The sequence below is a fragment of the uncultured Roseovarius sp. genome (assembly GCF_913054395.1).
In the GTDB taxonomy this organism is placed as follows: Bacteria; Pseudomonadota; Alphaproteobacteria; order Rhodobacterales; family Rhodobacteraceae; genus Roseovarius.
In genome coordinates this window covers 1-23922 of record NZ_CAJXIP010000046.1, presented here as the reverse complement: position 1 = coordinate 23922, position 23922 = coordinate 1, and the positions used below count along the sequence as shown (strand labels likewise).

Annotated in this window: 22 protein-coding genes and 1 pseudogene; 13 read left to right on the top strand and 10 right to left on the bottom strand. The window is 62.3% G+C overall.

Features of this window, described 5'->3' with window-relative positions:
• The 3 genes and pseudogenes from QZ522_RS08570 to cysE form a co-directional block, all read left to right on the top strand.
• Nucleotides 1–211, top strand: a pseudogene (locus tag QZ522_RS08570) (beta-ketoacyl-ACP synthase II); the annotation flags it as partial.
• On the top strand, nucleotides 211–1368 hold the full coding sequence (gene mltG / locus QZ522_RS08565; RefSeq protein ID WP_294609812.1) for an endolytic transglycosylase MltG: 1158 nt from the start codon (nucleotides 211–213) through the stop codon (nucleotides 1366–1368). The pseudogene QZ522_RS08570 and the gene mltG, both read left to right, overlap by 1 nt.
• A gap of 316 nt (nucleotides 1369–1684) precedes the next feature.
• Nucleotides 1685–2515: a serine O-acetyltransferase gene (cysE, locus tag QZ522_RS08560; protein ID WP_294609809.1), complete on the top strand. Its 831-nt coding sequence runs from the start codon at nucleotides 1685–1687 to the stop codon at nucleotides 2513–2515.
• Nucleotides 2516–2590: 75 nt separating this feature from the next.
• Here cysE and QZ522_RS08555 read toward each other — a convergent pair whose 3' ends face one another.
• The 3 genes from QZ522_RS08555 to pdhA are packed head-to-tail and all read right to left on the bottom strand — an operon-like array spanning nucleotide 2591 to nucleotide 6333.
• The gene (locus QZ522_RS08555) at nucleotides 2591–3919 is read right to left on the bottom strand and encodes a pyruvate dehydrogenase complex dihydrolipoamide acetyltransferase (protein WP_294609807.1); all 1329 of its coding nucleotides are present in this window, start codon (nucleotides 3917–3919) and stop codon (nucleotides 2591–2593) included.
• A gap of 14 nt (nucleotides 3920–3933) precedes the next feature.
• Nucleotides 3934–5307: a pyruvate dehydrogenase complex E1 component subunit beta gene (locus tag QZ522_RS08550; RefSeq protein ID WP_294609805.1), complete on the bottom strand. Its 1374-nt coding sequence runs from the start codon at nucleotides 5305–5307 to the stop codon at nucleotides 3934–3936.
• A 15-nt stretch (nucleotides 5308–5322) separates the two neighbouring features.
• Nucleotides 5323–6333, bottom strand: coding sequence for a pyruvate dehydrogenase (acetyl-transferring) E1 component subunit alpha (gene pdhA, locus QZ522_RS08545; protein ID WP_294609802.1), 1011 nt, complete (start codon nucleotides 6331–6333; stop codon nucleotides 5323–5325).
• Nucleotides 6334–6716: 383 nt separating this feature from the next.
• On the opposite strand from pdhA, the gene QZ522_RS08540 reads away from it, so the two are divergent.
• Complete coding sequence (locus QZ522_RS08540) at nucleotides 6717–7529, top strand: methyltransferase domain-containing protein (RefSeq protein ID WP_294609799.1); 813 nt, start codon at nucleotides 6717–6719, stop codon at nucleotides 7527–7529.
• Nucleotides 7530–7584: 55 nt separating this feature from the next.
• Here QZ522_RS08540 and QZ522_RS08535 read toward each other — a convergent pair whose 3' ends face one another.
• Nucleotides 7585–7881: a septum formation initiator family protein gene (locus QZ522_RS08535; protein ID WP_294609796.1), complete on the bottom strand. Its 297-nt coding sequence runs from the start codon at nucleotides 7879–7881 to the stop codon at nucleotides 7585–7587.
• Nucleotides 7882–8010: 129 nt separating this feature from the next.
• Between QZ522_RS08535 and QZ522_RS08530 the strand changes: the two genes are divergently transcribed.
• Nucleotides 8011–9642, top strand: coding sequence for an acyl-CoA dehydrogenase family protein (locus QZ522_RS08530; RefSeq protein ID WP_294609793.1), 1632 nt, complete (start codon nucleotides 8011–8013; stop codon nucleotides 9640–9642).
• Nucleotides 9643–9762: 120 nt separating this feature from the next.
• Nucleotides 9763–10200, top strand: coding sequence for a hypothetical protein (locus QZ522_RS08525; protein ID WP_294609790.1), 438 nt, complete (start codon nucleotides 9763–9765; stop codon nucleotides 10198–10200).
• A 113-nt stretch (nucleotides 10201–10313) separates the two neighbouring features.
• Here the strand turns inward: QZ522_RS08525 and QZ522_RS08520 are convergent, their stop codons facing one another.
• Together QZ522_RS08520 and QZ522_RS08515 are read right to left on the bottom strand one after the other, a co-directional pair.
• A complete protein-coding gene (locus QZ522_RS08520; protein WP_294609787.1) occupies nucleotides 10314–10772 on the bottom strand; it encodes a DNA polymerase III subunit chi in 459 nt (152 codons plus the stop codon).
• On the bottom strand, nucleotides 10772–12244 hold the full coding sequence (locus tag QZ522_RS08515) for a leucyl aminopeptidase (RefSeq protein ID WP_294609784.1): 1473 nt from the start codon (nucleotides 12242–12244) through the stop codon (nucleotides 10772–10774). The genes QZ522_RS08520 and QZ522_RS08515 overlap by 1 nt, the downstream gene beginning before the upstream one ends.
• A gap of 148 nt (nucleotides 12245–12392) precedes the next feature.
• Between QZ522_RS08515 and lptF the strand changes: the two genes are divergently transcribed.
• From lptF to rsmA, 6 genes are read left to right on the top strand one after another with little or no spacing between them, the layout of a single operon-like run.
• A complete protein-coding gene (lptF, locus tag QZ522_RS08510; protein ID WP_294609818.1) occupies nucleotides 12393–13517 on the top strand; it encodes an LPS export ABC transporter permease LptF in 1125 nt (374 codons plus the stop codon).
• Nucleotides 13514–14605 carry an LPS export ABC transporter permease LptG gene (gene lptG, locus QZ522_RS08505; RefSeq protein WP_294609782.1) on the top strand — a complete coding sequence of 364 codons (1092 nt, stop codon included), beginning with the start codon at nucleotides 13514–13516 and terminating at the stop codon, nucleotides 14603–14605. The genes lptF and lptG overlap by 4 nt, the downstream gene beginning before the upstream one ends.
• Nucleotides 14602–16791, top strand: a complete 2190-nt coding sequence (lptD, locus tag QZ522_RS08500) for an LPS assembly protein LptD (protein WP_294609779.1) — start codon at nucleotides 14602–14604, stop codon at nucleotides 16789–16791. The genes lptG and lptD overlap by 4 nt, the downstream gene beginning before the upstream one ends.
• Before the next feature lie 5 nt (nucleotides 16792–16796).
• Nucleotides 16797–18041: a peptidylprolyl isomerase gene (locus tag QZ522_RS08495; protein ID WP_294609776.1), complete on the top strand. Its 1245-nt coding sequence runs from the start codon at nucleotides 16797–16799 to the stop codon at nucleotides 18039–18041.
• Complete coding sequence (gene pdxA / locus QZ522_RS08490; RefSeq protein WP_294609774.1) at nucleotides 18038–19009, top strand: 4-hydroxythreonine-4-phosphate dehydrogenase PdxA; 972 nt, start codon at nucleotides 18038–18040, stop codon at nucleotides 19007–19009. The genes QZ522_RS08495 and pdxA overlap by 4 nt, the downstream gene beginning before the upstream one ends.
• On the top strand, nucleotides 19006–19860 hold the full coding sequence (gene rsmA / locus QZ522_RS08485; protein WP_294609771.1) for a 16S rRNA (adenine(1518)-N(6)/adenine(1519)-N(6))-dimethyltransferase RsmA: 855 nt from the start codon (nucleotides 19006–19008) through the stop codon (nucleotides 19858–19860). The genes pdxA and rsmA overlap by 4 nt, the downstream gene beginning before the upstream one ends.
• Here rsmA and QZ522_RS08480 read toward each other — a convergent pair.
• The 3 genes from QZ522_RS08480 to QZ522_RS08470 form a co-directional block, all read right to left on the bottom strand.
• On the bottom strand, nucleotides 19857–20435 hold the full coding sequence (locus QZ522_RS08480) for a TIGR02281 family clan AA aspartic protease (RefSeq protein WP_294609815.1): 579 nt from the start codon (nucleotides 20433–20435) through the stop codon (nucleotides 19857–19859). The genes rsmA and QZ522_RS08480 overlap by 4 nt on opposite strands.
• Nucleotides 20436–20472: 37 nt before the next feature.
• Nucleotides 20473–21099 carry a MarC family protein gene (locus QZ522_RS08475; RefSeq protein ID WP_294609768.1) on the bottom strand — a complete coding sequence of 209 codons (627 nt, stop codon included), beginning with the start codon at nucleotides 21097–21099 and terminating at the stop codon, nucleotides 20473–20475.
• A gap of 63 nt (nucleotides 21100–21162) precedes the next feature.
• Complete coding sequence (locus tag QZ522_RS08470; protein WP_294609765.1) at nucleotides 21163–21585, bottom strand: MarR family transcriptional regulator; 423 nt, start codon at nucleotides 21583–21585, stop codon at nucleotides 21163–21165.
• A 73-nt stretch (nucleotides 21586–21658) separates the two neighbouring features.
• On the opposite strand from QZ522_RS08470, the gene QZ522_RS08465 reads away from it, so the two are divergent.
• On the top strand, nucleotides 21659–22030 hold the full coding sequence (locus QZ522_RS08465; RefSeq protein ID WP_294609762.1) for a hypothetical protein: 372 nt from the start codon (nucleotides 21659–21661) through the stop codon (nucleotides 22028–22030).
• Between the two features lie 59 nt (nucleotides 22031–22089).
• Here QZ522_RS08465 and QZ522_RS08460 read toward each other — a convergent pair.
• The coding region (locus QZ522_RS08460) for an ABC-F family ATP-binding cassette domain-containing protein (protein ID WP_294609758.1) at nucleotides 22090–23922 on the bottom strand (1833 nt) is incomplete at its 5' end.

The following is a 23922-nucleotide window of genomic DNA, read 5'->3' as shown; positions in this document are numbered from 1 at the left end:
CGCGGCCGGCGCGATCGAGGCGATCTTCTCGATTCTGGCGATCCGCGATCAGGTGGTGCCGCCGACGATCAACCTCGACAATCCGGCGGTCGAAACGCCGCTTGATCTCGTGCCGAACGTTAAGCGCGAGCGCGAGGTGAATGTCGTCATGTCCAACAGCTTTGGCTTCGGCGGCACGAATGCGTCGCTTTGCCTTGGGAAGCCGCGCTGATGTGGCGCCATATTGCGTCTAACTTTCTGACACTTCTGGTTGTTGTCGTCTTCTTGCTCGGGGGCATGATCCTCTGGGGACAAAAGGAATATGGCACCACGGGGCCTCTGGACGAGGCGATCTGTCTGCGGGTGGACCCCGGAAGCACGATGCGGCGCATCTCGCGTCGCCTTGAGGATGAAGGCGCGATCGTTAGCGGGACGATCTTTCGGATCGGCGCGGAATACAGCAACAAGAGCGATGATCTCAAAGCGGGCAGCTGGCTTATTCCCGAAGGCGCCAGCATGTCGCAGATTACCGATATCATCACCCGTGGCGGCGCCAGCAGCTGTGGCACCGAGGTGGTCTATCGCATCGGGATAGCCAAGGCCGAGGTGGTTGTGCGCGAACTCGACACCGGCACCGGGCGCTACGAGGAAAAGATCGCCTTTGATCCGGCCGTCGACGAGGCCGCCCCCGAGCTTTTCACCCGCGTGCGCGGGCAGGCCGATACCCGCTATCGCATCGCCCTGGCGGAAGGCGTGACAAGCTGGCAGGTGGTGGAAGAGCTCAAATCGGTCGATGTGCTTGAGGGCGCGGTCGCCGAGTTGCCTGCGGAGGGCTCGCTTGCCCCCGATAGCTATGAGGTGCGCGCAGGCGACACGCGCGAGAGTGTGATCGCCCGCATGCGTGCCGCCCAGGACATTATCATGGCCGAGGCCTGGCAGAACCGCGCCGCAGATCTCCCCCTCGAAAGCGCCTATGAGGCGCTTATCCTGGCCTCGATCATCGAAAAGGAAACCGGCGTGAGCGAAGAACGCCGCCAGGTGGCCAGCGTCTTCACCAACCGCCTCAGGCGGGGCATGCGCCTGCAAACCGACCCGACCGTCATCTATGGTGTCACCAAGGGCCAAGGCATTCTGGGGCGAGGCCTTCGCCAGAGCGAATTGCGCGGCAATACGCCCTGGAACACCTATGTGATCGACGGCCTGCCGCCGACCCCCATCGCCAACCCCGGTCGCGCCAGCATCGAAGCGGCGGTCAATCCCGATGAGACCGACTATATCTTTTTCGTGGCCGATGGCAGTGGCGGGCATGCCTTTGCCCAGACCCTGGAAGAGCATAACCGGAACGTTGCCAAATGGCGCCAGATCGAGGCGGAGCGCACCGCCAACTAGGTCTGCCTGTGCGTTGATCGGTGCAAAATGAGTATTTGAGGAAAGATGAAAGCCGGCGTGGTCCTGCTGTTTCTTCTTGCCTGAAATATCCCCGCCGGAGGCTCCCGCAGTATCCGCCGGCGCGCCGTCCGGGGCAGGAGGAGACCTAGCCTTTGGCGTGGGGTGCGACGGGATCGGGTGCCAGCGGCGCAGTGATCCGGGCGCGAAATCGGCTCTGGCCGGTTTCATTCATTTTGCTTATTCCCCCGATCACGCCTTTGCATTTTACCGATCCTGCCTATCTGTTATACTAAGCCCAATCCAGAGGAGCATACACGTGGCGAAAACACTTTCAAAACTGGCCGAGCTTGATCCGGTCTGGGCGCGGATTGCCTCCGAGGCGAAGCAGGCGATCGCCGATGAGCCCTTGCTGGGCGGGTTGATCCATTCAAGCGTCCTGCACCATGACACTTTCGAATCGGCGCTGGCCTATCGGATTTCTCTCAAGTTGACCTCGAACGAAATGCCCGAGCAGATCCTGCGTGAGATTTGCGACAAGGCGCTTGGCACGGACGCTGAAATCGGTCTGGCGGCGCGGGCCGATATCGTGGCGGTGAATGATCGCGACCCGGCATGCGATCGCTTTATCCTGCCGCTGCTGTTCTTCAAGGGGTTCCAGGCAATCCAGGCCTATCGCATCGCACATTGGCTCTGGAGCACCGGGCGCCGTGATCTGGCGCGGTTCTTTCAGATGCGGGCCTCTGAGGTGTTCGGCGTCGATATTCATCCCGCCGCGCGGATCGGCAAGGGCATCATGATTGACCACGCCCATTCCATCGTGATCGGCGAGACCGCCGTGGTTGGCGACAATGTCTCGATGCTGCATTCGGTTACCCTTGGCGGCACCGGCAAGGAAGAAGAGGACCGCCATCCCAAGATCGGCAATGGTGTTCTGATCGGTGCGGGGGCCAAGGTTCTTGGCAATATCCGCGTCGGGAATTGCTCGCGCGTCGCGGCCGGTTCGGTTGTGCTGGAAGAGGTGCCGCCCTGCAAGACCGTGGCGGGCGTGCCCGCCCGCATCGTGGGCGAGGCTGGTTGTGCGCAGCCGTCGGTCAGCATGGACCAGCTTTTGGGCGTGCGCGGCGACAAGGAAGACGACGCCGGGTAAAGACGGCCCTGGCCCCGAAAGAAGACATCACCGCACCCCCGGCAGGATCAGACCCTGTCGGGGGTGCGGTCGTTTTCAGGCCAGCATCACCATCGGGTTTTCCAGATTGTCTACGATCCGGTTCAAGAGCTCGGCGCCCATCGCACCGTCAATCACCCGGTGATCGACGCTCAGGGTGACCGACATGACCGTCGCCACGGCCAGCTCTCCATCACTGCCGACGACGGGCTGTTTCTTGCCCGCACCGACCGCAAGGATCGCGCCATGCGGCGGGTTGATCACCGCGTCGAAATTGTCGATTCCGAACATGCCGAGATTGGAAATCGCGAATGTGCCACCCTGATATTCCTGCGGCGCAAGTTTGCGGTCGCGCGCGCGGCTGGCAAGGTCTTTCATCTCGGTCGAGAGCGCAGAAAGCGATTTCATCTCGGCGTCTTTCAGGACCGGCGTGAACAGCCCGCCTTCGATCGCCACGGCGACTGCCACATCGGACGGCTTGAGCCTGAGCACCTTGTCACCGGCCCAGACCGCATTGGCATCCGGCACCGCCTGAAGCGCGAGCGCGCAGGCCTTGATGATGAAGTCATTGACCGACAGTTTGACGCCGCGCCCTTCAAGCTGTTTGTTCAGCTCGCCCCGGAACTTCATCAGCGCATCAAGCTTGATGTCACGGCGCAGATAGAAATGCGGCACGGTCTGCTTGGCCTCGGTCAGGCGCGCGGCGATGGTCTTGCGCATGCCGTCAAGCTTGACCTCTTCAAACTCGCGGTCCTGATACATCGCCATGACCGCATCCGAGGACGGGCCGCTTGCCATCACCGCCGGGGCAGGGGCGGCTTTCGCGGTCTCTGCCGGGGCGCTTGCGGCGGCGGGTTTGGCGGCACCGGCCTTGGCGGCCTCGACATCGGCCTTCACGATCCGGCCATGCGGGCCGGACCCGGTAAGCCCGGCAAGATCAACGCCCTTGTCGGCGGCAATCCTGCGCGCCAGCGGCGAGGCAAATATCCGCCCGCCATCGGCGGCGGCCGGTGCTGCGGGGGCCTTGCTTTCGGCCTTGGCCGGGGCGGCGGGTTCATCCTTGTCGGCCTTTGCCGGGACTTCTGGCGTGGCGGCCTCGCCCGCGGCCGAAGATCCGCCAGCCTTGATGTCACCGGCGCTTTCGCCGTCTTCCAGAAGCACAGCGATGGCGGTGTTTACCTTCACGCCCTCGGTGCCCTCTTCGATCAGGATCTTGCCGACCACGCCCTCATCGACGGCTTCGAACTCCATCGTGGCCTTGTCGGTCTCGATCTCGGCCAGAAGGTCGCCGGAACTTACCGTATCGCCCTCTTTGACAAGCCATTTGGCCAGGGTGCCCTCTTCCATGGTGGGGGACAGGGCGGGCATCAGAATTTCAATTGGCATCGCTCTATGTCTCCTTACCGATAGGTCACTTGGCGCACAGCATCGAGCACCTCATCCACGGATGTCAGCGCCAGCTTTTCAAGATTGGCCGCATAGGGCATCGGCACGTCCTTGCCGGTGCAGTTGATGACCGGCGCGTCAAGGTAATCAAACGCGCGCTCCATCAAAGAGGCCGAGATGTGGTTGCCGATCGAGGCCACCGGCCAGCCTTCTTCAACAGTGACACAGCGGTTGGTTTTCATGACGCTGGCAATCACCGTGTCGTAATCGAGCGGGCGCAGGGTGCGCAGGTCGATCACCTCGGCGGAAATGCCGTCTTCGGCAAGCTTGTCCGCCGCCTCAAGCGCGTATGTCATGCCGATGCCAAAGCTGACGATGGTAACATCGCTGCCTTCGCGCCAGATTTTGGCCTTGCCGAACGGAATGGTGAAATCATCCATCTTCGGCACCTCGAACGAGCGCCCGTAAAGGATTTCGTTTTCAAGGAAGACAACCGGGTTCGGGTCGCGGATCGCCTGTTTCAAGAGGCCCTTGGCACAGGCCGCCGAATAGGGCTGCACCACTTTCAGGCCGGGAATTTGCGCATACCATGCCGCATAGTCCTGGCTGTGCTGGGCACCGACGCGCGCGGCGGCGCCGTTCGGCCCGCGAAACACGATCGGACAGCCCATCTGGCCACCCGACATGTAAAGCGTCTTGGCGGCGGAGTTGATGATCTGGTCGATCGCCTGCATGCCAAAGTTCCAGGTCATGAATTCGACAATCGGGCGCAGGCCGCCAAAGGCCGCGCCAACACCGATCCCGGCAAAGCCGTGCTCGGTGATCGGGGTGTCGATCACGCGCTTGGCGCCGAATTCGTCCAGCAGACCTTGTGAGATTTTGTAGGCGCCCTGATATTCGGCGACTTCTTCGCCCATCAGGTAGACGTCTTCGTCACTGCGCATCTCTTCGGCCATGGCGTCGCGTAGGGCTTCGCGAACGGTGGTTGAAACCATTTCGGTGCCTTCGGGCCAGTCGGGGCTTGTGTCGGCTTTGGGCGCATCCGGGGCCTTGGCCTGGGCCGGGGCTGCCTTGGGGGCGGGGGCCTCTTGTTCTTCAGGCGCGCTTGCCGGGGCGGCGGCGCTTTCGATGTCGTCGGCGCTTTCGCCCTCTTCCAGAAGCACGGCGATGGCGGTGTTCACCTTCACGCCCTCTGTGCCCTCGTCGATCAGGATCTTGCCGATCACGCCTTCATCGACGGCTTCGAATTCCATCGTGGCCTTGTCGGTTTCGATCTCGGCCAGGATATCGCCGCTCTTGACGCTATCACCTTCCTTGACCAGCCATTTCGCCAATGTGCCTTCTTCCATTGTCGGAGAGAGGGCGGGCATCAAAATTTCGGTTGCCATGGTTGTCTCTCCTCCTCAGGCGTTCTGCGGCGCCGCATCGGCGTAAATATCGGTCCAGAGTTCGTCGGCGCCGGGCACCGGGCTTTCCTTGGCGAATTCGGCGCTGGCGTTGACGATCTCCTTGATCTCCTTGTCGATCGCCTTGAGGCTGTCCTCGGTGGCATGGTTGCCGGACAGCAGCAGATCGCGCACATGCTCGATCGCGTCTTTTTCGTCTCGCATCTTCTGGACCTCTTCGCGGGTCCGATACTTGGCCGGGTCGGACATCGAGTGACCGCGATAGCGATAGGTCTTGATTTCTAGGATGTAGGGGCCCTTGCCGGACCGGCAATGCGCCACGGCCTTGTCGCCGGCCTCTTTGACGGCGAGCACATCCATGCCATCCACGGCCTCGCCGGGAATGCCGAAGGCCTCGCCGCGGGTGTAGATATCCGGGCTTGAGGTCGAGCGTTTCTGCGAGGTGCCCATGGCGTATTGGTTGTTTTCGATGACGAAAATCACCGGCAATTGCCAAAGCGCGGCCATGTTGAATGTCTCATAGACCTGACCCTGATTGGCGGCGCCATCGCCGAAATAAGTGAAGGTCACGCGACCGTTTTCGTTGTACTTGTCCGCAAAGGCCAGACCGGCGCCAAGCGGGACGTTCGCACCCACGATGCCGTGCCCGCCATAGAAATGCTTTTCCTTGCTGAACATGTGCATCGAACCGCCCTTGCCACGGCTATAGCCACCTTCGCGGCCCGTCAGCTCGGCCATGACGCCGTTGGGGTCCATGCCACAGGCCAGCATATGGCCGTGATCGCGGTAGGTGGTGATGCGTTTGTCGCCCTCTTCAGCGGCGGCCTCAAGGCCGACAACAACCGCCTCCTGACCGATGTAAAGGTGGCAAAACCCACCGATTAGGCCCATGCCGTAAAGCTGACCGGCCTTTTCCTCGAATCGGCGGATCAGCAGCATGTCGCGGTAAAATGTCTTGAGTTCGTCGGCAGAAACGTTTGGTTTCTTTGTGCTTTTTCGGGCAGCCATGGGTGGGCGACTCCTTGTTGGCAGATATAGTTTAGCGTTAAACTATCAAATACACGATCCCTGGCCGCCTGACGAGGGTGAATTTTGGCTCTTTGTGAAGATGGGCGTACCCGAGGGGGTAATAGCGTCGATCATGATTGGCAATCCATGACTGTCGTGAGCCCGATGCGGTCGTTGGCCAGAGTCTTGGCTGACCGATTTTCCTTGTCCGTTTTGGGAACACGGCGTCCTGTGATATGCTTTCTCGTCATAGGAAAGAAATGCTGTTGTGTTTGACTGCCTGCATCGGCGGCACATTCGACAAGTGTGATACCAGAAGGAAGCACCGGCTCGCGGTCTTGCAATGCCCGCGATGAAAAGTCGGTGTTTCCGGGAGAGGGAGGGTGACCGGAAAATCAGGATTTCAACTGAGACAAGGCGGCCCGGAGGTCTATGAGCGCTGTTGGGTCCGCGCCCAACTGGCTCAATCCGCCGAGGAACTGGTCGCTGCCGCCAATGTGTCCTCGGGAGACCGGGTCATAGATATCGCCTGCGGAACTGGTGTGGTGGCGCGCAGCGCAGCCGTTCGTTCTGGTGATGCAGCGACTGTTACGGGTGCCGATGTCAATTCCGATATGCTGGCGGCAGCCGCGCGGTTTGCCGCCGATGCCGACCTTGCCGACATTGCATGGGTAGAATGCGATGCAGCAGATATACCCGAGCAGGATTCTAAATTCGATGTGGCGCTTTGCCAGCAGGGCCTTCAATTCATGCCGGACAAGAAGGGCGCGCTGGCCGAGATGTGGCGCGTATTGAAACCCGGCGGGCGGCTCGCCATCACTGTCTGGAAGACACGTTCCCCGATTGGCGCCGCGTTCGCAAATGTGTTCGACAGGCATTTCGGCGAGGGAACAGCCGCGCCATGGGAAATGGTCTATTCACTTGGCGACCGTGCCCGGCTCCGCAAACTGGCGTCGGGTGCTGGATTTCGCAACACGCATATCACCTTTGACGTGAAGTTTGCCCGCCACCCCGATCCGGCTGCATTCATCTCGGGGGCAATCGCAGGTTCTCCAATGGCGGAAGTCATTGCCGGATTGTCGGACGCAGATCATGATCGGCTCATCAGGGAGATACTCGCCGAACTGTCGCTCTACCACGACGATGACGGCCTCGCGGTTCCGGCGGAATGCCTGACCCTGACGGCGCTAAAATAGGAGGCTGGCTTTGAGCGCAACGCTGACGTCATGACCGGGCGATGGCCTTGGTATGTTAACGAATGACGATTTCGTCGCTGCGCAACAGGCCGAGAACCTCGCGCGCCTGTTGGTCCAGAAGGTCAAGGTCAAGATAGGTATCCGACAAACGATGCGTCAGGTTCTCCATCCGCTCGACCTGAGAGTTGAGCTGATCGAGTTGCGCCTGCAATTGTCTGCTTTGGGCGTCGATTTCAGCGCGGCGAAACAGGCCGTAATCGCCTTGCACGGCGGCAAAGGTGAAATATGCGCCCAGAAAAAACGCCACCGTGAAAAAGATAAGCATGCCCCAGGGCCTGTGACTGGTATTCATAACGCGTATTCTGCCTCTGTATCCGCCTCTGACGGGCGCTGATCGAACCATGCCACAGGCTGTGCAATTTGTGAATCCCCTTTCACAGGAATTGCAGGCCCACTACTATGCTCCTTAAAGGAGAGTCCGATGCAAGACACCCCCGCGGATGCAGGACCGACATGGCATGATGCGCTGAACCAGCCCGCGCTGCGTGGTGACGTCGATCTATGGGCCAGCGATCCGGCCCTTCAGGCCCATGCCGCGGCGGCGGGCGCGGATGTGGGGCATCTGGCGGGCTATGGCGCGCGGATTGGCACCGCCGAGATGCGCCGCCTCGGGGAAGAGGCCAACCGCCACGCGCCGGAACTGGCGCTGTTTGACACCGGCGGGCGGCGGCTTGACGAGGTGCGCTTTCATCCCGCCTATCATCAGCTGATGCAGCTCGGGATCGGCGCGGGCTATGCCGCCATCGCCTATGAGGGCGGCAAGGGCGGTCACGCCAGCCATGCGGCGATGGTCTATCTCACCAGTCAGGTCGAGGCGGGCGTGTGCTGTCCCATGACCATGACCTATGCCGCTGTTCCGGCTCTCAAGGCCGATAAGGCGCTGTTTGCCACATGGGTGCCCAAGCTGACCGCGCGCGCCTATGACGGCATGCCAAGGACGCTGGCGCGCAAGGCCGGGGCGACCCTTGGCATGGCGATGACTGAAAAGCAGGGCGGCTCTGATCTGCGCACTAATGCCACCACGGCGACGCCCGAGGGCGATCTGTACCGGCTTGAAGGGCACAAGTGGTTCTGTTCCGCGCCGATGTCCGACGGCTTCCTGACGCTGGCGCAGGCCCCCGGCGGGTTGACCTGTTTCCTGGTGCCGCGCTGGCTGGAGGCGGGCCGCAACGCGATCCACCTGCAACGGCTCAAGGACAAGATGGGCAATCGCGCCAACGCTTCGGCAGAGATCGAATATCACGGCGCCTATGCCCACCGTCTGGGCGAGGAGGGCGCAGGCATCACCACGATCATCGAAATGGTGCATCACACCCGGCTTGATACGGCACTGGCTCCGGCGGGGCTGATGCGGGCGGCGCTGGATCAGGCGCATTACTGGGCGCGGCACCGGTCGGTGTCGCAGCGTATCCTGCTTGATCAGCCGCTGATGCGGCAGGTGCTCGCCGACCTTTGCCTCGATTGGGAGGGCAGCCTAGCGCTTGGGCTGCATGTCGCGCGCTTCTTTGACGGCTCATCGTCGCGCGACCGCGCCTTTGCGCGCCTCGCAGTGGCCCTGGCCAAGTTTCTCAACAACAAGCTGTGCCCCGGCGTGATCTCGGAGGCGATGGAGTGCCTTGGCGGCATGGGCTATGTCGAGGATACCGGCATGCCCCGGCTGTACCGCGAGGCGCCGCTCAACTCGATCTGGGAAGGGTCGGGCAATGTGATCTGCCTTGATATCCTGCGCACCCTGCGCCGCGAACCGCTTGCAGGCGAGGCCCTGAGCGTGGAACTTGGCGCCGCCACCGGCCATGATCCGGCCTTTGATGCCGCCCTCAAGGCGCATATGCAGCAGTTTCCGAAACTGCCCGATGAGGCGCAGGTGCGATGGTATTGCGAAAGCCTTGCCACCCTGCTGACCGCCTCGGTCCTGATCCGAAACGCGCCCAACGAGGTCTCGGACGCCTATGTTGCCGCCCGCCTGGCCGGGCGGCGGGGCAGGGTGGCCGGCGCAATGGGCCAGATTGATTGCGCCGCCGTTTTGGCGCGATTGGGCTGCGGAGCGGAGTAAATTCAAAAATAGAGATCTATTTGACCCAGATCAAAGTCAGGGCTTCTGCGCGGGCCATAGGGTGCGGCTGTAAATAGACATTCGAGGTTCACCTTTACCTCCGGCAAAAGGACCCAGCCGATGCGAAAACCCCTTGCCGCTGCCGCCCTTGGGCTTGCTGCTCTCACCACGGACCCGGCCCTCGCCGACGAGGCTCCCAAGCTGGTAACCATCCTCACCAGCCCTGACGCCCAGACCCAGTTGATGGGGATGGTCCTTACCATGCAGTCGATGCAACAGGGGGCAGAGGCCTATATGCTGCTTTGTGGTCCGGCGGGAGATCTGGCGCTCAGGGATGCGCCTGCCGCCGCCACCGCCCCGCAAAAACCCAAGGGCATGAGCCCGCAGGGCCTTATGCAGAACATCATGGCGGCTGGGGGAACCGTCGAGGTCTGCGCAATTTATCTCCCCAACAAAGGGGTCGAGGCCTCGGCCTTGCTTGATGGTGTAGGTGCCGCCCAACCGCCCCATGTGGCCACGCGTTTGCTGGCCGACAAGACGCGGATCATGTCCTTTTAGGGCAGGGTTCGCAGGGCCGCCTTACACTTTCTCCCGATTTAAACGGTACTTTGTTATACGGTTCCGGGATGAAAATGCGAGGCGGCCCGCCTTGACAGGGCCGACGCGCGCACTCAGGCTTCGGCTTTTTTCTCCCAGCGGCCTGAACCTTCGGACCAGTATTGCGCCGCACAGCCCGCGCCGGTGAGGGCCTTCCACTGGCCACGCGCCAGGTTGAGCGCCGCGTCGTCATTGCCGTCAAACAGAATGCAGACCCGCTCCAGCGCCTGCACCTCTTCGGGGGTCACTTCGGCGCCGTCGATGCTCATCACACAGACCGCGCCATTGGGCCGCTCGGTGTCCGTACTCAGCAGGATCGGCTGATCCGCCTCATGTGGGGCCCCGGCAAGACCATGCGGCAGGAACCCGTCATCGGGACCCTGCCAGAGCTTTTCATCCAGCCGCTCAAGCATGGCGTGGTCGCGTCCGCGCACCAGCACCCGCCAGCCCGCGCCCTGCGCCTTGTCCAAAAGCATGGGCAAGGTCACCTCAAGCGGCGTGCGTGTCAGGTGATAGAAATAGGCGGCGCCCATCACTCTTGCTCAAGCATGTCCGCGATCATCCGGTTGAGTGCCATCACGCCCCAGCCGGTCGCGCCACGGGGCGCATAGGCGGTTTCGGCCTTCACGCTGGCCACACCGGCGATATCGAGGTGAATCCAGGGCATGTCATCCTTGATGAACCGCTTGATGAACTGTGCCGCCGTGATCGAACCCGCCTCGCGCCCGCCGACGTTTTTCATGTCGGCGATCTGGCTCTTGAGCTTGTCGTCATAGGCCTGTCCCATCGGCATCCGCCAGGCGCCTTCGCCCTCGGCCTCGGCGGCCTTGAGGAAGGCCTTGCACAGATCGTCATCATTGGAAAACACACCGGCATTCTCATTGCCAAGTCCGACGATGATTGCGCCGGTCAGGGTGGCCAGGTCGATCACCCCGCGCGGCTTGTATTTTTCCTGCGCGTACCAAAGTACATCGGCCAGCACCAAGCGCCCCTCGGCATCGGTGTTGATCACCTCGATCGTGTCGCCCTTCATCGAAGTGACCACATCGCCGGGGCGGGTGGCGCGATCCGAGGGCATGTTTTCCACCAGCCCGACCAGACCGACGACATTGGCGCGCGCGCCGCGCAGCGCCAGCGTGCGCATGGTGCCCACGACCACCGCGGCGCCGCCCATGTCCATGGTCATGTCTTCCATGCCGGCGGCCGGCTTGAGGCTGATGCCGCCGGTGTCAAACACCACGCCCTTGCCGACAAGCGCCAGCGGCGCTTCGCCCTTGGGGCCACCCATCCATTCCATCACGGCGATCTTCGAGGGGGTCGCACTTCCGTGGCCGACACAGAGCAGGGCCCCCATGCCCAGCTTTTCCATCTCGGCCTCGTCCAGAACGCTGATCTTGAGGCCCAGATCCTTGAGCGACGTGATACGGCTGGCAAATTCGGTGGTGGTCAGGTGGTTGGCCGGATCAGAAACCAGATCGCGGGTAAAGAACACACCCTCGGCCACCGCCAGTGCGTTGGCGGCCTCGGCCTTGACCTCGTCGGGCTTGCTGACCATCAGTGTCACGGAACCGGCCACCTTGGCCTCGGCGGTCTTGTGGGTGACGAATTCATACGCCCTGAGCACGGTGCCCAGCAAAAGTTCGACCGGGCGGCGCAGCGATCCGCCCAGCACCAGAAGCGCCTTGTCGTCCTTGAGGCGGCCAAGTGCCACTCCGGCGCGGCGGCTGTCCTCAATGCTGGCGTTGCGCGGCAGGCAGACCACGTCAAGCACCTCGGCCGCAAGCCCGGTCGGCCAGTTCAACGAGATCACATCGCCAGGCTTTTTCTTTTCCAGCGCACCTTTTTCCACCATTCGCACCAGCGTCCCTTTGGTCAGACGATTGACCCGCCGCGCGGCGGCATCAAGCTTGCCCTCGGGAGTGACAAAGACCGCGACGCGGCCCTCGGCGGTGGCAATCGCATCAAGATCTGTCTCGGCAAAGGCAATGGAAACGGGCGTAGTCATCAAAGGGCTCCTTCATGTCGGTTCACCAAGACCTAGCGCGCCTTTGCCGGGATGACCAGTTAGCAGTTTTCCCCCGCAATCAATTCCGATAAGTTGCCTGACAAGTCTGCTGTACTGAGGGGGTAGTGTGACCAGATTCGACAGATACATGCTGTCGCAATTCATGGTGTTGTTCGGTTTCTTTGCGCTTGTTCTGGTGTCGATCTTCTGGATCAACAAGGCGGTGCGGATGTTTGACCGGCTGATCGCGGATGGCCAGCCCGCCTGGGTTTTCCTGGAATTCACGGCACTCACCCTGCCGGGGGTGATTGGCGTTGTCCTGCCGATCGCCGCCTTTGCGGCGGCGGTTTACGTGGTCAACCGCATGAGCACCGAAAGCGAGCTGACGGTGATGCAGGCCACCGGCTATTCGCCGCTTCGCCTGTTGCGCCCGGCGATCCTTTTCGGGCTGATCATCACACTGATGATGTCGCTTCTGGCGCATTTCCTTATTCCCACAAGCCTGACCCAGTTGCGCATGCGTCAGCATGAGGTGTCGCGCAACATTTCGGCAAAATTGTTGAGCGAGGGCGAATTCCTGCATCCGGCGCCCGGTGTCACGCTTTATATTCGCGAGGTCACGCTTGAGGGCGAACTCAAGGATGTGTTCCTGTCGGATCGCCGTCGTCCGGAAAATCCGGTCACCTATACCTCGACCAAGGCCTACCTCGTACAGGAGGGCGGCGGCGTCCAGCTTGTGATGGTAGACGGGCTTGCCCAAAGCCTACGACAGCCGGGCAGTCGGCTGTTCACCACGCATTACGATGATTTCTCCTATGATATCAGTGCCTTGATGAGTCGCGACACGATCAATCTTAACCGGGTGTCTTATATCACCACTCCGGATCTGCTGCTGAACCCGCAAGAGGTGGTGGAAAGGACCAACACCAGCTATGGCATCGTCATGTCCGAATTGCATGGCCGCTTTACCCGCGCCCTGCTGAGCCTGATTGCGGCGATGATGGGCTTTTCGGCGCTGCTTGTCGGCGGCTTCAGCCGGTTCGGCGTGTGGCGCCAGATTCTCCTGGCGTTTTCGCTTCTGGTGCTGGTGAAGGTGGTCGAGGGCATGGTCGTGGGGCCGGTTCTCGCCAACGGCGCGCTCTGGCCGATCTTGTACCTGCCCACGCTTTTGGGCGCGCTTGTGTCGCTGGCGCTGGTCTTTATCGCCTCGCGTCCGGGGTTCTTTAGCCGCCTGTTCCGGCGCCGGGCCGCGCCCGCAGAGGTGGCGGCATGATCCTGCACTATTATCTTGCCCGCCGCTTTTTATGGAGCTTTCTCGGCGTCGCCATCGTGCTGTCGGTGCTGATGGCACTGATCGACCTGGTCGATGAGCTGAACGATTATCCCGATCTGCCTTTCATGAAGGTGCTTGGGGTTGTCGCGCTCAAGATGCCTGAGGCGAATTACGAAGTCCTGCCGCTGGTGACGATACTGGCTTCGGTCGCGCTTTTCCTGCGGCTGTCGCGCAGCTCGGAACTGGTGGTTTTGCGCGCCTCCGGGCGCTCGGCGATGCAAGGGCTGGCCGCCCCGGTTACCGTGGCGCTGATCATCGGGTTTCTTGGGCTGGCGATGGGCAATCCGATCGTGGCGGCCACGGCAAAGCGCTATCATGATCTGGTCAATACACTTGATGGTCGTGGCTCTTCCGTGCTGGCGATCTCAAGCGAAGGGCTCTGGCTGCGCCAGGGCGGCGTTGATGGCCAGACGGTCATTTTCGCGCCGCGGGCCAGTTCCGATCTGGCCATTCTATTCGAGCCGAATTTCATGGACTTCGCCCCCGGCGGTCAGCCGCTGCGCCGCATAAGTGCCGCAACCGCCCGCCTTGGCGCCGGGGAATGGACGCTGAGCGACGTCAAGATCTGGGATTTGTCCAAGGGTGTCAACTCTGAGGCCACCGCGCGCCAGATGGGCAATCTGTCGATTCCCTCGCAGCTGACCCGTGATCGGATCATCGACAGCTTTGGCAAGCCGATGTACGTGCCGATCTGGGACCTGCCCAAGTTCATTGCCCAGCTTGAACAGGCTGGCTTTTCGGCCCGTCGCTATGCGGTCTGGTTCCAGACCGAACTGGCCAACCCGCTGTTCCTGGTGGCGCTCGTGCTGATTACGGCGGCCTTTACCATGGGCCATTCGCGCGGTCGTAACACCGGGCTGTCGGTGCTGACGGCTGTGCTTTTGGGGTTCGGGCTTCATTACATTCGCAATTTTGCGCTTATCCTTGGCGAGAACGGTCAGATTCCGGTACTTCTTGCCGCCTGGGCGCCGCCGCTGGCCTCGTTCCTGCTTGCCATCGGAATCCTTCTGCATCTGGAGGACGGATGACCCTGTTTGCGCGACTGATTTCATGCCTTGGCCTGCTTGCCGCGCTTTCCGGCTCCATGGTCGTCGCACAAGAGGCGGCGACGCCTCAGCCTGCCATGCTTGTGGCCGACGACGTGCGCCTGACCGAGGATGACAAGCTTATTGCCAGCGGCAATGTCGAGGCGATGTATGAGGGCCGCCGTCTGAGCGCGCGCGAAATCACCTATGACCGCGCCACTGACCGCCTGTTGATCACCGGGCCGCTGACGCTAAGCGATGCGGGCAGCACCGTCGTTCTAGCCGATAGCGCGGAGCTTGATCGCGACATGCAGAATGGCATCCTGATGGGCGCGCGGATCGTGATGCAGGATCAGCTTCAGCTTGCAGCCTATGAAATGCGCCGCGTCGATGGCCGCGTGACCCAGCTTTACAAGGCCGCCGTAACGTCTTGCCGGGTCTGCGAAACCGGACGCCCGCCGCTCTGGCAGATCCGGGCAGAGCGGATGGTCCACGATGTCGATGCGCAACAGCTTTATTTTCACAACGCCCAGTTCCGGGTGCTTGATACGACGGTGTTCTATTTGCCGCGCCTGCGCTTGCCGGACCCGACGGTCACGCGCACCTCGGGGTTTCTGACGCCGTCGCTGCACAATTCCTCGCTGTTTGGCACAGGGGTGCGGGTGCCCTATTTCTTTACGCTCGGCGATCACCGCGACCTGACGGTGGCGCCATTCTGGGCGACCAATTCGCGCCGTCTCGACCTGCGCTATCGTCAGGCCTTCCGGCGCGGTGATATCGAGTTTAACGGCGCGGTGTCGGATGATGATTTCAATCCGCGGTCAAGCCGTGGATACCTGTTTGGCGAAGGCCGGTTTGACTTGAATCGGGATTTCGTGCTGCGTTTCGGGATCGAGTTGGTGAGCGACGACACCTTCCTTCTGGATCATGGCTTTTCCGACAAGGACCGGCTTGAAAGCCAGCTGTCGGTCGAGCGCGCGCGGCGCGACGAATACATTCGCGGCGCGATCACGCATTTCCATTCGCTGCGGGTGGGGGAAAGCAATTCGACCCTGCCGTCGACTGTCGTCAATGGCGAATACGAACGGCGTATCTTCCCGCGCGTCCTTGGCGGCGAACTTCGCTTTGCAGCGCAGGCGCTGAGCGATCACCGCTCGTCCGACCTGACCACAGATGGCCCCGATTTCGACAGCTTTTCGGATGGCCGGGATGTGACACGCCTGACCACAAGTCTCGACTGGCGCCGCAACTGGACCTTGCCTGCGGGTGTGCTGGCCTCGGTTCAGACCGGTCTTGCGCTGGATCACTTCCAAATCGCGCAGGCTGGCGGCACCAGCGTGTCGGACGCAACCGAAGCGACCCCGACAGCGGCTGTGCACCTGCGCTGGCCGCTGATCAAGTCCAACCGGCGCGGGGTGACCCACCTTGTCGAGCCGATGGTGCAACTGGCCTGGGCCGGGGGCTCGAACCCCAATGTTCCGCTTGAGGAAAGCACAGCCGTCGAATTTGACGAGGGCAACCTGTTCAATGTCTCGCGTTTCAGCGCCCCTGACCGGCGCGAGCGCGGCTATAACGCGGCCTATGGCGTGACATGGACCCGTGTCGACCCGACCGGCTGGCAGGGATCATTGGCCTTTGGTCAGGTGGTGCGTGACGAGCGGTTGCAGGAATATGACGGCGTCACGCCATCGTTCACCAAATCCTCGGGCCTGCGTGACCGTACCTCTGATCTGTTGATCGCCGGGCAGTTTCAGAACGGCAACGGCCTTACCGTGACTGCGCGAAGCCTGTTTGACAACATGTTTGACACCACCAAGGCCGAGGCGCGGGCAAGCTGGCAGAATGACAGGACCGATTTCGGCGCGACCTATATCTGGCTGGCCGATGATCCCGGCGAAAACCGCAATGCGACGGTGTCTGAATGGGCCTTTGACGGCAGCTATCGCTTTGCGCGTCATTGGACCGGCAGCGCCGATTGGCGCTATGACGCCGCCTCTGACCGCAGCGTGCGAGCGGGCATCGGGGTGACCTATTCGAACGAATGCGTGGATGTGACTCTTTCGGCCTCGCGCCGCTTTACCTCATCGACTATCCTTGAACCGGAAACTAACTTCAGCTTTACCGTAGGACTACGGGGCTTTTCGGCCAAGACGCGCGATCAAAGCTTTACTCGGACATGCAGGAATTAAGCAGTATGATATCGAAAATCCGCCAGACCATCGCCGCCTTGGCCCTTCCCGCCCTCGTTGCTTTGGCCGGGGGGGCAGGCACGGGCCCCGCCCAGGCGCAGAACCTGTTCGAGCCGATCATCCATGTCAACGACCAGGCGATCACGCGCTATGAGCTGCAACAGCGCGCGCGCATGCTGACCCTGTTTCGCGCGCCGGGCGATCCGACCGCGCTGGCCCGCGAACAGCTGATCGAGGAACGCATCAAGCTTGACGCGGCGCGCGCCAGCGGCGTGGTTCTTGACGACGAGGAGATCAAGGCAGGCATGGCCGAATTCGCCGGGCGCGCCAATATGGAGACCGAGCAATTCGTGACCGCGCTGGCAGGGGCAGGGGTGTCTGAACCTTCGTTCCGCGCCTTTGTGCGCGCTGGCATCACCTGGCGCGACCTCACACGTGCGCGATTTGTAAGCCAGGTGTCGGTCAGCGAAGACGATATCGAGCGTGCCACACTTGCGCTGACCGGCGGGTCAAGCGTTCGGGTGCTGTTGTCCGAGATCATCCTGCCGGTGGAGAACCCGGCAGAGGCCGAGAGCGTTCAGGCGCTTGGTGCGCGCATTGCCCAGTCAGAGGGCGAAGCCGCCTTTGCCGAGCAGGCGCGGCTTCACTCGGCGGCGAGCACGGCCGGGCGCGGCGGGCGTATGGACTGGGTGCAACTCTCTGACCTGCCGCAGGGGCTGCGCCAGGTTATTCTCGGGCTGGCGCCCGGAGATGTGTCTGAACCGCTGCCGATCGAGGGGGCTGTCGCCTTGTTCCTGCTGCGCGATATTCAGGAAACATCCGTTGCCACACCGGAATATTCCGCGATCGAATACGCCACCTATTACATTCCCGGCGGACGCAGCGAACAGGCCTTGGCCCAGGCCGCCCGTCTGCGCGCCGAGGTCGATGTCTGCGACGATCTTTACGGTGTTGCCCAGGGACAGCCGCCCGAGGTTCTTGAACGCGGCAGCCGCGCCCCCGAGGAAATCCCGACCGATATCGCGGTGCAACTGGCCCAGCTTGACCCCGGCGAGGTTTCGACAAGCCTGACGCGGGCCAATGGCCAGACGCTGGTGTTCCTGATGCTTTGCGGGCGCTCGCCGAAACTTGACGGCGATCAGCCCACTGTTGACGACCTGAGCAATTTCATCCGCAACCGCCGGATCGAATCCTTCGCCAACAGCTATCTGGAGCAACTGCGCGCCGAGGCCCGGATCGTCGAAAATTGACCCTTGCCGTTGCCCTGAGCTGTGGTGAACCGGCGGGTGTCGGCCCGGAAATCGCGGCCAGAGCCTGGGCCGCGCTTGGCGCGGATGTGCCGTTTTTCCTGATCGGCGATCCGTCGCATCTGCCGAAGGGTACGCCGGTTGTCGAGATCACCAACCCCGCACAGGCGGCCGGTGCGACGGCGGGGGGCCTGCCGGTGCTGCGCCACGATTTTGATGGCGCCCTGACCCCCGGCATCCCCAATCCCGCACATGCACAGGGCGTGATCGACGTGATCGCGCGCGGCGTCGATCTGGTACAGTCGGGGCAGGCGCTTGCACTCTGCACCGCGCCCATCCACAAACAGGCGCTTCAGGACGGGGCGGGCTTTGCCTATCCCGGTCATACCGAATATCTCGCTGCCCTCGCTGGGTGCGGGCGGGTGGTGATGATGCTGGCCTCTGATATGCTTCGGGTGGTGCCGACGACAATTCACATCCCTCTCGGGCAAGTGCCCGCCGCCCTGACGCCTGCCCTTTTGGAGGATACGATCCGCATCACCCATGCGGCCCTTATCCGCGGTTTCGGGGTGGCGCAGCCGCGCCTTGCCATCGCCGGGCTCAACCCGCACGCGGGTGAGGGCGGCAAGATGGGCGATGAAGAGATCACCGTGATCGCCCCGGTTCTGGACCGCCTGCGGGCCGAGGGTTTCGATCTGCGCGGGCCGCTGTCGGCCGATACGATGTTTCACGCCGCCGCCCGCAAGGGCTATGACGCGGCGATTGCGATGTATCACGATCAGGCGCTGATCCCGATCAAGACGCTGGATTTCGATCGCGGGGTCAATGTCACGCTTGGCCTGCCGTTCGTGCGCACCTCGCCCGATCATGGCACCGCTCTGGATATCGCAGGGCAGGGGATCGCCAACCCCACGTCGTTGATCGAGGCCCTGAAAATGGCCCACAGCATGGGGGCCGCGCGCCGCAGATGAGCAGGATTGATACCCTTCCCCCCCTGTCAGAGGTGATTGCCACGCATGGACTGGCGGCGCGCAAATCGCTGGGGCAGAATTTTATTCTTGATCTGAACCTGACCGCGCGGATCGCGCGTCTGGCCGGCGACCTGACCGAATGCGATGTGCTTGAAATCGGTCCCGGCCCCGGCGGCTTGACCCGCGGCCTTTTGGCAGAGGGGGCGCGCCGGGTGCTGGCGATTGAAAAAGATGCCCGCTGTATGCCGGCGTTGCAGGAAATTTCCGACGCGATGCCGGGACGCTTGCAGGTGATCAATGCCGACGCGCTTGACCTTGACCCGCTGCAATATCTGACGCCGCCGATACGGGTGGTGGCCAATCTGCCCTATAATGTCGGGACCGAGCTTTTGATCCGCTGGCTTACGCCAAAGGACTGGCCGCCGTTCTGGCAAAGCCTGACCCTGATGTTTCAGCGCGAAGTGGCCGAGCGTATAATCGCCCAACCCGGCAGCAAGGCCTACGGGCGCCTTGCGCTGTTGTCGCAATGGCGCGCGACCCCGCGGATCGTTCTTGGGCTGCCGCCCGAGGCCTTTACCCCGCCGCCGAAAGTCTCAAGCGCGGTGGTGCATTTCGAGGCCTTGTCAGAGCCGCGCTTTCCGGCCGATCCCAAGATCCTGGAACGGGTCGTGGCGCGCGCCTTCAATCAGCGCCGCAAGATGCTGCGCGCCGCACTCAAGGGCAGTGCGCCCGATATCGAGGATCGCCTGATCGCGGCGGGGATCAAACCCACGGATCGCGCCGAAACCGTCGGACTTGAGCAATTCTGCGCCCTTGCGCGGCGCATGCCCGGCGGGTCCGAGGGCGGTTAACGCGTGAGGACCATCGCGCCGTTGGTAATCTCGATGCTGGAATATCGCTGAAGATAGCTCATGCCCAGGAGGGATTGTTCCAGATTGCCCTCATTGACCACGGCGCGTACGTCCTTGTGGATCATGGCACCGACGGCAACCGTCTCAAGACGCACCGGCGCCGTGCGGACCATGCCGTTGGCGGTATAGGCGCGCCCCAGATAGGCAAGCCTGGTCGTATCAATCCCGATCTTTTCGGCGTCGGCCTGGCTTAGCACCACCTGCGAGGCGCCGGTATCAATCACAAAGCGCACCGGCTGGCCGTTCACATCGGCGTTCAGGTAATAATGCCCGTCAGGCGCACGCGGCAGTTCGATCCGCCCGTCGGCGACGGTGGTCTGCATCGGGCGCACGGTCTGGCGGATGTCATCCCACAGGCCCACGACCGCAATCGCGCCGAGAAAGATCAGCCCCCAGATCAATGCCTGTTGCATCAGCTTGCCAAGCGACGCACGGTTCTGCGCCACGAACCAGAACAGGACCGCCGCGGCAAGGATCACCAGATAGGTCAGCCGTGCATAATCGAAATTTTCCATAGTCATGATATAGGCAGCAGCCCGCCCGTTTGAAAGGTCAACCAGCCAATCCGAAGCCGCGCAAACCGTCCAGTACGAATTGCACCGCAAGCGCCGCCAGAAGCATCCCCAAAAGCCGGGTCACCACATTGGTTCCGACCCGGCCAAGCGCGCGTTCCAGCAGGCCCGACATCAGGAACATGACGAACACCAGAAGGACCACCGAGAGCATCACGCCAATGACCAGGGCAAGCCCCTCGGCCCCCGGCTTTTGCCCGGCCAGAAGGATCACCGTCGCGATTGATCCCGGCCCGGCAATCAGCGGAATGGCGATGGGAAAGATCGAGGGGTCGTCACCATCGTCCTCCTCGGCCTCTTCGGCCTGATCGGCGCGCCGCTTGGTGCGTTTCTCAAACAGCATCTCAAGCGCCGTCAGGAACAGCAAAAGCCCCCCTGCAATCCGAAAGGCGGGCATGGAAATGCCGATGAACCCAAGCACGGCCTCGCCCAGGGCGGCGAACATCACCAGCAAAAGCGCCGAGGTGACACATGCCCGCACCGCAATCGCGCGCCGTTTCTGGGTGCTCATGCCCTGAGTCAGCGCCACGAACAGCGGCGTCATGCCAATCGGGTCGATGATCACGAAAAGCGTGACAAAGGCGGTGATCAGAAAAGCGGTATCCATCAGGCGACCTTAACGTGGTTTGACGCGGGGTGCCATGTTCGCGGGCGAATGCCAAGGGCAATTTCACTCGGGCAGGGCGCTGGCCATAATCGCTGCAGCGCGGCGCAGGGTCTCGGCCTCCGGCAGCAAATCGGCATCCCAGGCGGCGAGGATCTCGCGGCAGAGCGCCATCAGCCGCCCGCCCGCCGCGGTGAAGGTGATCAGGCTCTGATTGCGTCTTGCCGGGTCTTGCGCCAGGGCCAGATACCCTTCCTGCGCCAGTGCCGTCGCCTGCCGCTGCGCCGCCTGTCGGCTGACGCCGGCGCGTCGCGCCACGCCCGATGCGGTGTTCTCACCGCAGATCAGTACCGACAGAAAGCTCAGTTGCGCGGGGCTGAGCGTGATTCCGTGCCGGCTGCGCAGGGCGTGCGACAGATGCCGCGTCACCCGGTCCTGATAGCCGCGGGCGGCGTGAAAGAGATCGAGCGTGAGACTGTCCTGCATCATCTTGTCACCTTTGTTGACATCTTCGTGCGGGATGGTATCTTGTCATCCATGTTGACAACTATGGAGGTCTCGCATGTCCCTCGCAACCGTCTTGCGTCTGAATGCCTTGTCCTGCTTTGTCTTCGGCGGGATCTTCCTTCTGCAACCTTCCGGGGTCGCGGCGTTTCTTGGCGCGCCGCCGGTGCCGCTGATCGCAGCGCTCGGCGCCGCCCTGCTGATCAACGCCGCGCTGCTTTGGGCCAGTCAGCACAAGGGCCGTGCGCCGCAGCGGCACGAGGTGCTGTTCTTCTGCCTCGGCGACGGTCTCTGGGTGCTCGCGACGCTCGTTCTGCTGGCGTTTGGCCTGTGGATCACCGCAACGGCGGGACAGGTCACGGCGCTTGGTGTGGCGGCGATGGTGGGCACGCTTGGCGTGCTGCAATGGCGCGCGTTGCCAGTTCAGTGACTGCCGCAGGCGTGAGCAGATGCGGATGGGCCGCAGCGCTCTAAGCCGTCACGACCGGCTCAGCTTTCAGCCGCCTCCAGCCGTTCAAGCGATTCCATCCAGAGGGTTTCGGCAAGGGTCAGGGCCTGTTCGATTTCAGCAAACTTCTTTTGCCATTCCTTCAGGCCGTGAATGTCATCGTAAATCGCCGGATCGGCAAGTTTTTCGGCAACGCGGGTTTTCATTTCTGAAAGCTTTTCAATGCGTTGCTCGCACTTCTTAGCGTCTTTCTTTAACACCAGAATCGCATCGCGCGAGGGCTTTTTGACCTTGGCCGGTTTGGCGTTCTCGGTCGTTTTGGCGGCCTTCGCGGGCTTGTCACTGCTCAGGAGCATCGCGCGATAGCTTTCAAGATCGCCCTCGTAAGGTGCAACATTGCCGTCCTTCACAAGCCAGAGCCGATCCGCCACGAGGCTGAGCAGGTGCATGTCGTGGCTCACCAGGATGACCGCGCCGGAATAGGTGGTCAGCGCCTCGACAAGGGCCTCGCGGGATTCGATATCAAGGTGGTTGGTCGGCTCGTCGAGGATAAGCATGTGCGGCGCATCAAGCGTCGCCAGCATCAGCGAAAGTCGCGCCTTTTGCCCGCCCGACAAGCGCCCGACAAGGGTTTCGGCCTGCTCGGCGCCGATGCCGAACCCGCCAAGCCGCGCGCGAAGCCGCGCCGGGGTCTCGGTGGGGCGCAGGCGGCGGATATGGTCGATCGGGGTCTCATCAATGTGAAGCTCGTCCACCTGATGCTGGGCGAAAAAGCCGACGCGGAGCTTGGAGGCCTTGGTGATCCGCCCCTGCATCAGTTCAAGTCTGCCCGACAACAGCTTGGAAAGAGTCGATTTTCCCTCGCCGTTGCGACCCAGAAGGGCGATCCGGTCGTCCTGATCAATCCGCAGGTCAAGGCGCGACAGAACCGGCTTGCCGTCATAGCCGACAACGCCGTTTTCCACCCGGATGATGGGCGGCGACAGTTCCTCGGGTTCGGGGAAGGTGAACCGCTTCAATGCGGCCTCTTGTGGCGTGGTGATCGGCTTGAGCTTGGCAATCATCTTGAGGCGCGATTGCGCCTGCACGGCTTTGCTGGCCTTGGCGCGAAAGCGATCGACAAAGCTTTGCAGGTGGGCGCGCCTTGCATCCTGTTTGCGGGCCTCGGATTCGGCGGCGGCAAGACGGGCGGCGCGGGTCTCGGCAAAGGTCTCGTAGCCGCCCTGATAAAGTGTAAGCTTCTTGTCCTCGAGATGCAGGATAGAGCCGACGGCGCGATTCAAAAGTTCGCGGTCATGACTTACGATCAGAACGGTATGGGGGTAACGCGCAAGATAGCTTTCAAGCCAGAGCGCGCCTTCAAGGTCAAGATAGTTGGTAGGCTCATCAAGCAGCAACAGGTCAGGCTGTGCGAACAGCACCCCGGCAAGCGCCACCCGCATCCGCCAGCCGCCCGAAAAGGCAGAGCAGGGCATGCGTTGCTCGGCATCGGTAAAACCAAGCCCCTTGAGGATGTTCGAGGCCCGCCCCTCGGCCGACCATGCGTCGATATCGGCAAGCCGGGTCTGAATGTCCGAAATCCGGCCAGCGGCGGTTGCGGTCTCGGATTCTGCAAGCAATTCAGCACGTTCCGTATCGGCCGCCAGAACCGTGTCGATCAGTGAGACCTCGTTTCCCGGCACCTCCTGAGCGACCCCGCCAATGCGGGCGCGCGACGGCAGGCTGATCTCGCCGCCCTCAAGCGCAAGCTCGCCGCGGATCAGGCGGAACAGCGTGGTCTTGCCGGTGCCATTGCGGCCGACAATGCCCACCTTGTGGCCATCGGGAATGGTGACCGATGCGTGATCAATCAGCACCCGGCCAGCGACGGAATA

Coding starts and splice junctions, on each gene's coding strand:
- mltG (WP_294609812.1), top strand. CDS start 211: ATGTGGCGCCATATTGCGTCTAACTTTCTGACACTTCTGGTTGTTGTC.
- QZ522_RS08555 (WP_294609807.1), bottom strand. CDS start 3,919: ATGCCAATTGAAATTCTGATGCCCGCCCTGTCCCCCACCATGGAAGAG.
- QZ522_RS08550 (WP_294609805.1), bottom strand. CDS start 5,307: ATGGCAACCGAAATTTTGATGCCCGCCCTCTCTCCGACAATGGAAGAA.
- pdhA (WP_294609802.1), bottom strand. CDS start 6,333: ATGGCTGCCCGAAAAAGCACAAAGAAACCAAACGTTTCTGCCGACGAA.
- QZ522_RS08535 (WP_294609796.1), bottom strand. CDS start 7,881: ATGAATACCAGTCACAGGCCCTGGGGCATGCTTATCTTTTTCACGGTG.
- QZ522_RS08530 (WP_294609793.1), top strand. CDS start 8,011: ATGCAAGACACCCCCGCGGATGCAGGACCGACATGGCATGATGCGCTG.
- QZ522_RS08525 (WP_294609790.1), top strand. CDS start 9,763: ATGCGAAAACCCCTTGCCGCTGCCGCCCTTGGGCTTGCTGCTCTCACC.
- QZ522_RS08520 (WP_294609787.1), bottom strand. CDS start 10,772: ATGGGCGCCGCCTATTTCTATCACCTGACACGCACGCCGCTTGAGGTG.
- QZ522_RS08515 (WP_294609784.1), bottom strand. CDS start 12,244: ATGACTACGCCCGTTTCCATTGCCTTTGCCGAGACAGATCTTGATGCG.
- lptF (WP_294609818.1), top strand. CDS start 12,393: ATGCTGTCGCAATTCATGGTGTTGTTCGGTTTCTTTGCGCTTGTTCTG.
- lptG (WP_294609782.1), top strand. CDS start 13,514: ATGATCCTGCACTATTATCTTGCCCGCCGCTTTTTATGGAGCTTTCTC.
- lptD (WP_294609779.1), top strand. CDS start 14,602: ATGACCCTGTTTGCGCGACTGATTTCATGCCTTGGCCTGCTTGCCGCG.
- QZ522_RS08495 (WP_294609776.1), top strand. CDS start 16,797: ATGATATCGAAAATCCGCCAGACCATCGCCGCCTTGGCCCTTCCCGCC.
- rsmA (WP_294609771.1), top strand. CDS start 19,006: ATGAGCAGGATTGATACCCTTCCCCCCCTGTCAGAGGTGATTGCCACG.
- QZ522_RS08480 (WP_294609815.1), bottom strand. CDS start 20,435: ATGGAAAATTTCGATTATGCACGGCTGACCTATCTGGTGATCCTTGCC.
- QZ522_RS08475 (WP_294609768.1), bottom strand. CDS start 21,099: ATGGATACCGCTTTTCTGATCACCGCCTTTGTCACGCTTTTCGTGATC.
- QZ522_RS08470 (WP_294609765.1), bottom strand. CDS start 21,585: ATGATGCAGGACAGTCTCACGCTCGATCTCTTTCACGCCGCCCGCGGC.
- QZ522_RS08465 (WP_294609762.1), top strand. CDS start 21,659: ATGTCCCTCGCAACCGTCTTGCGTCTGAATGCCTTGTCCTGCTTTGTC.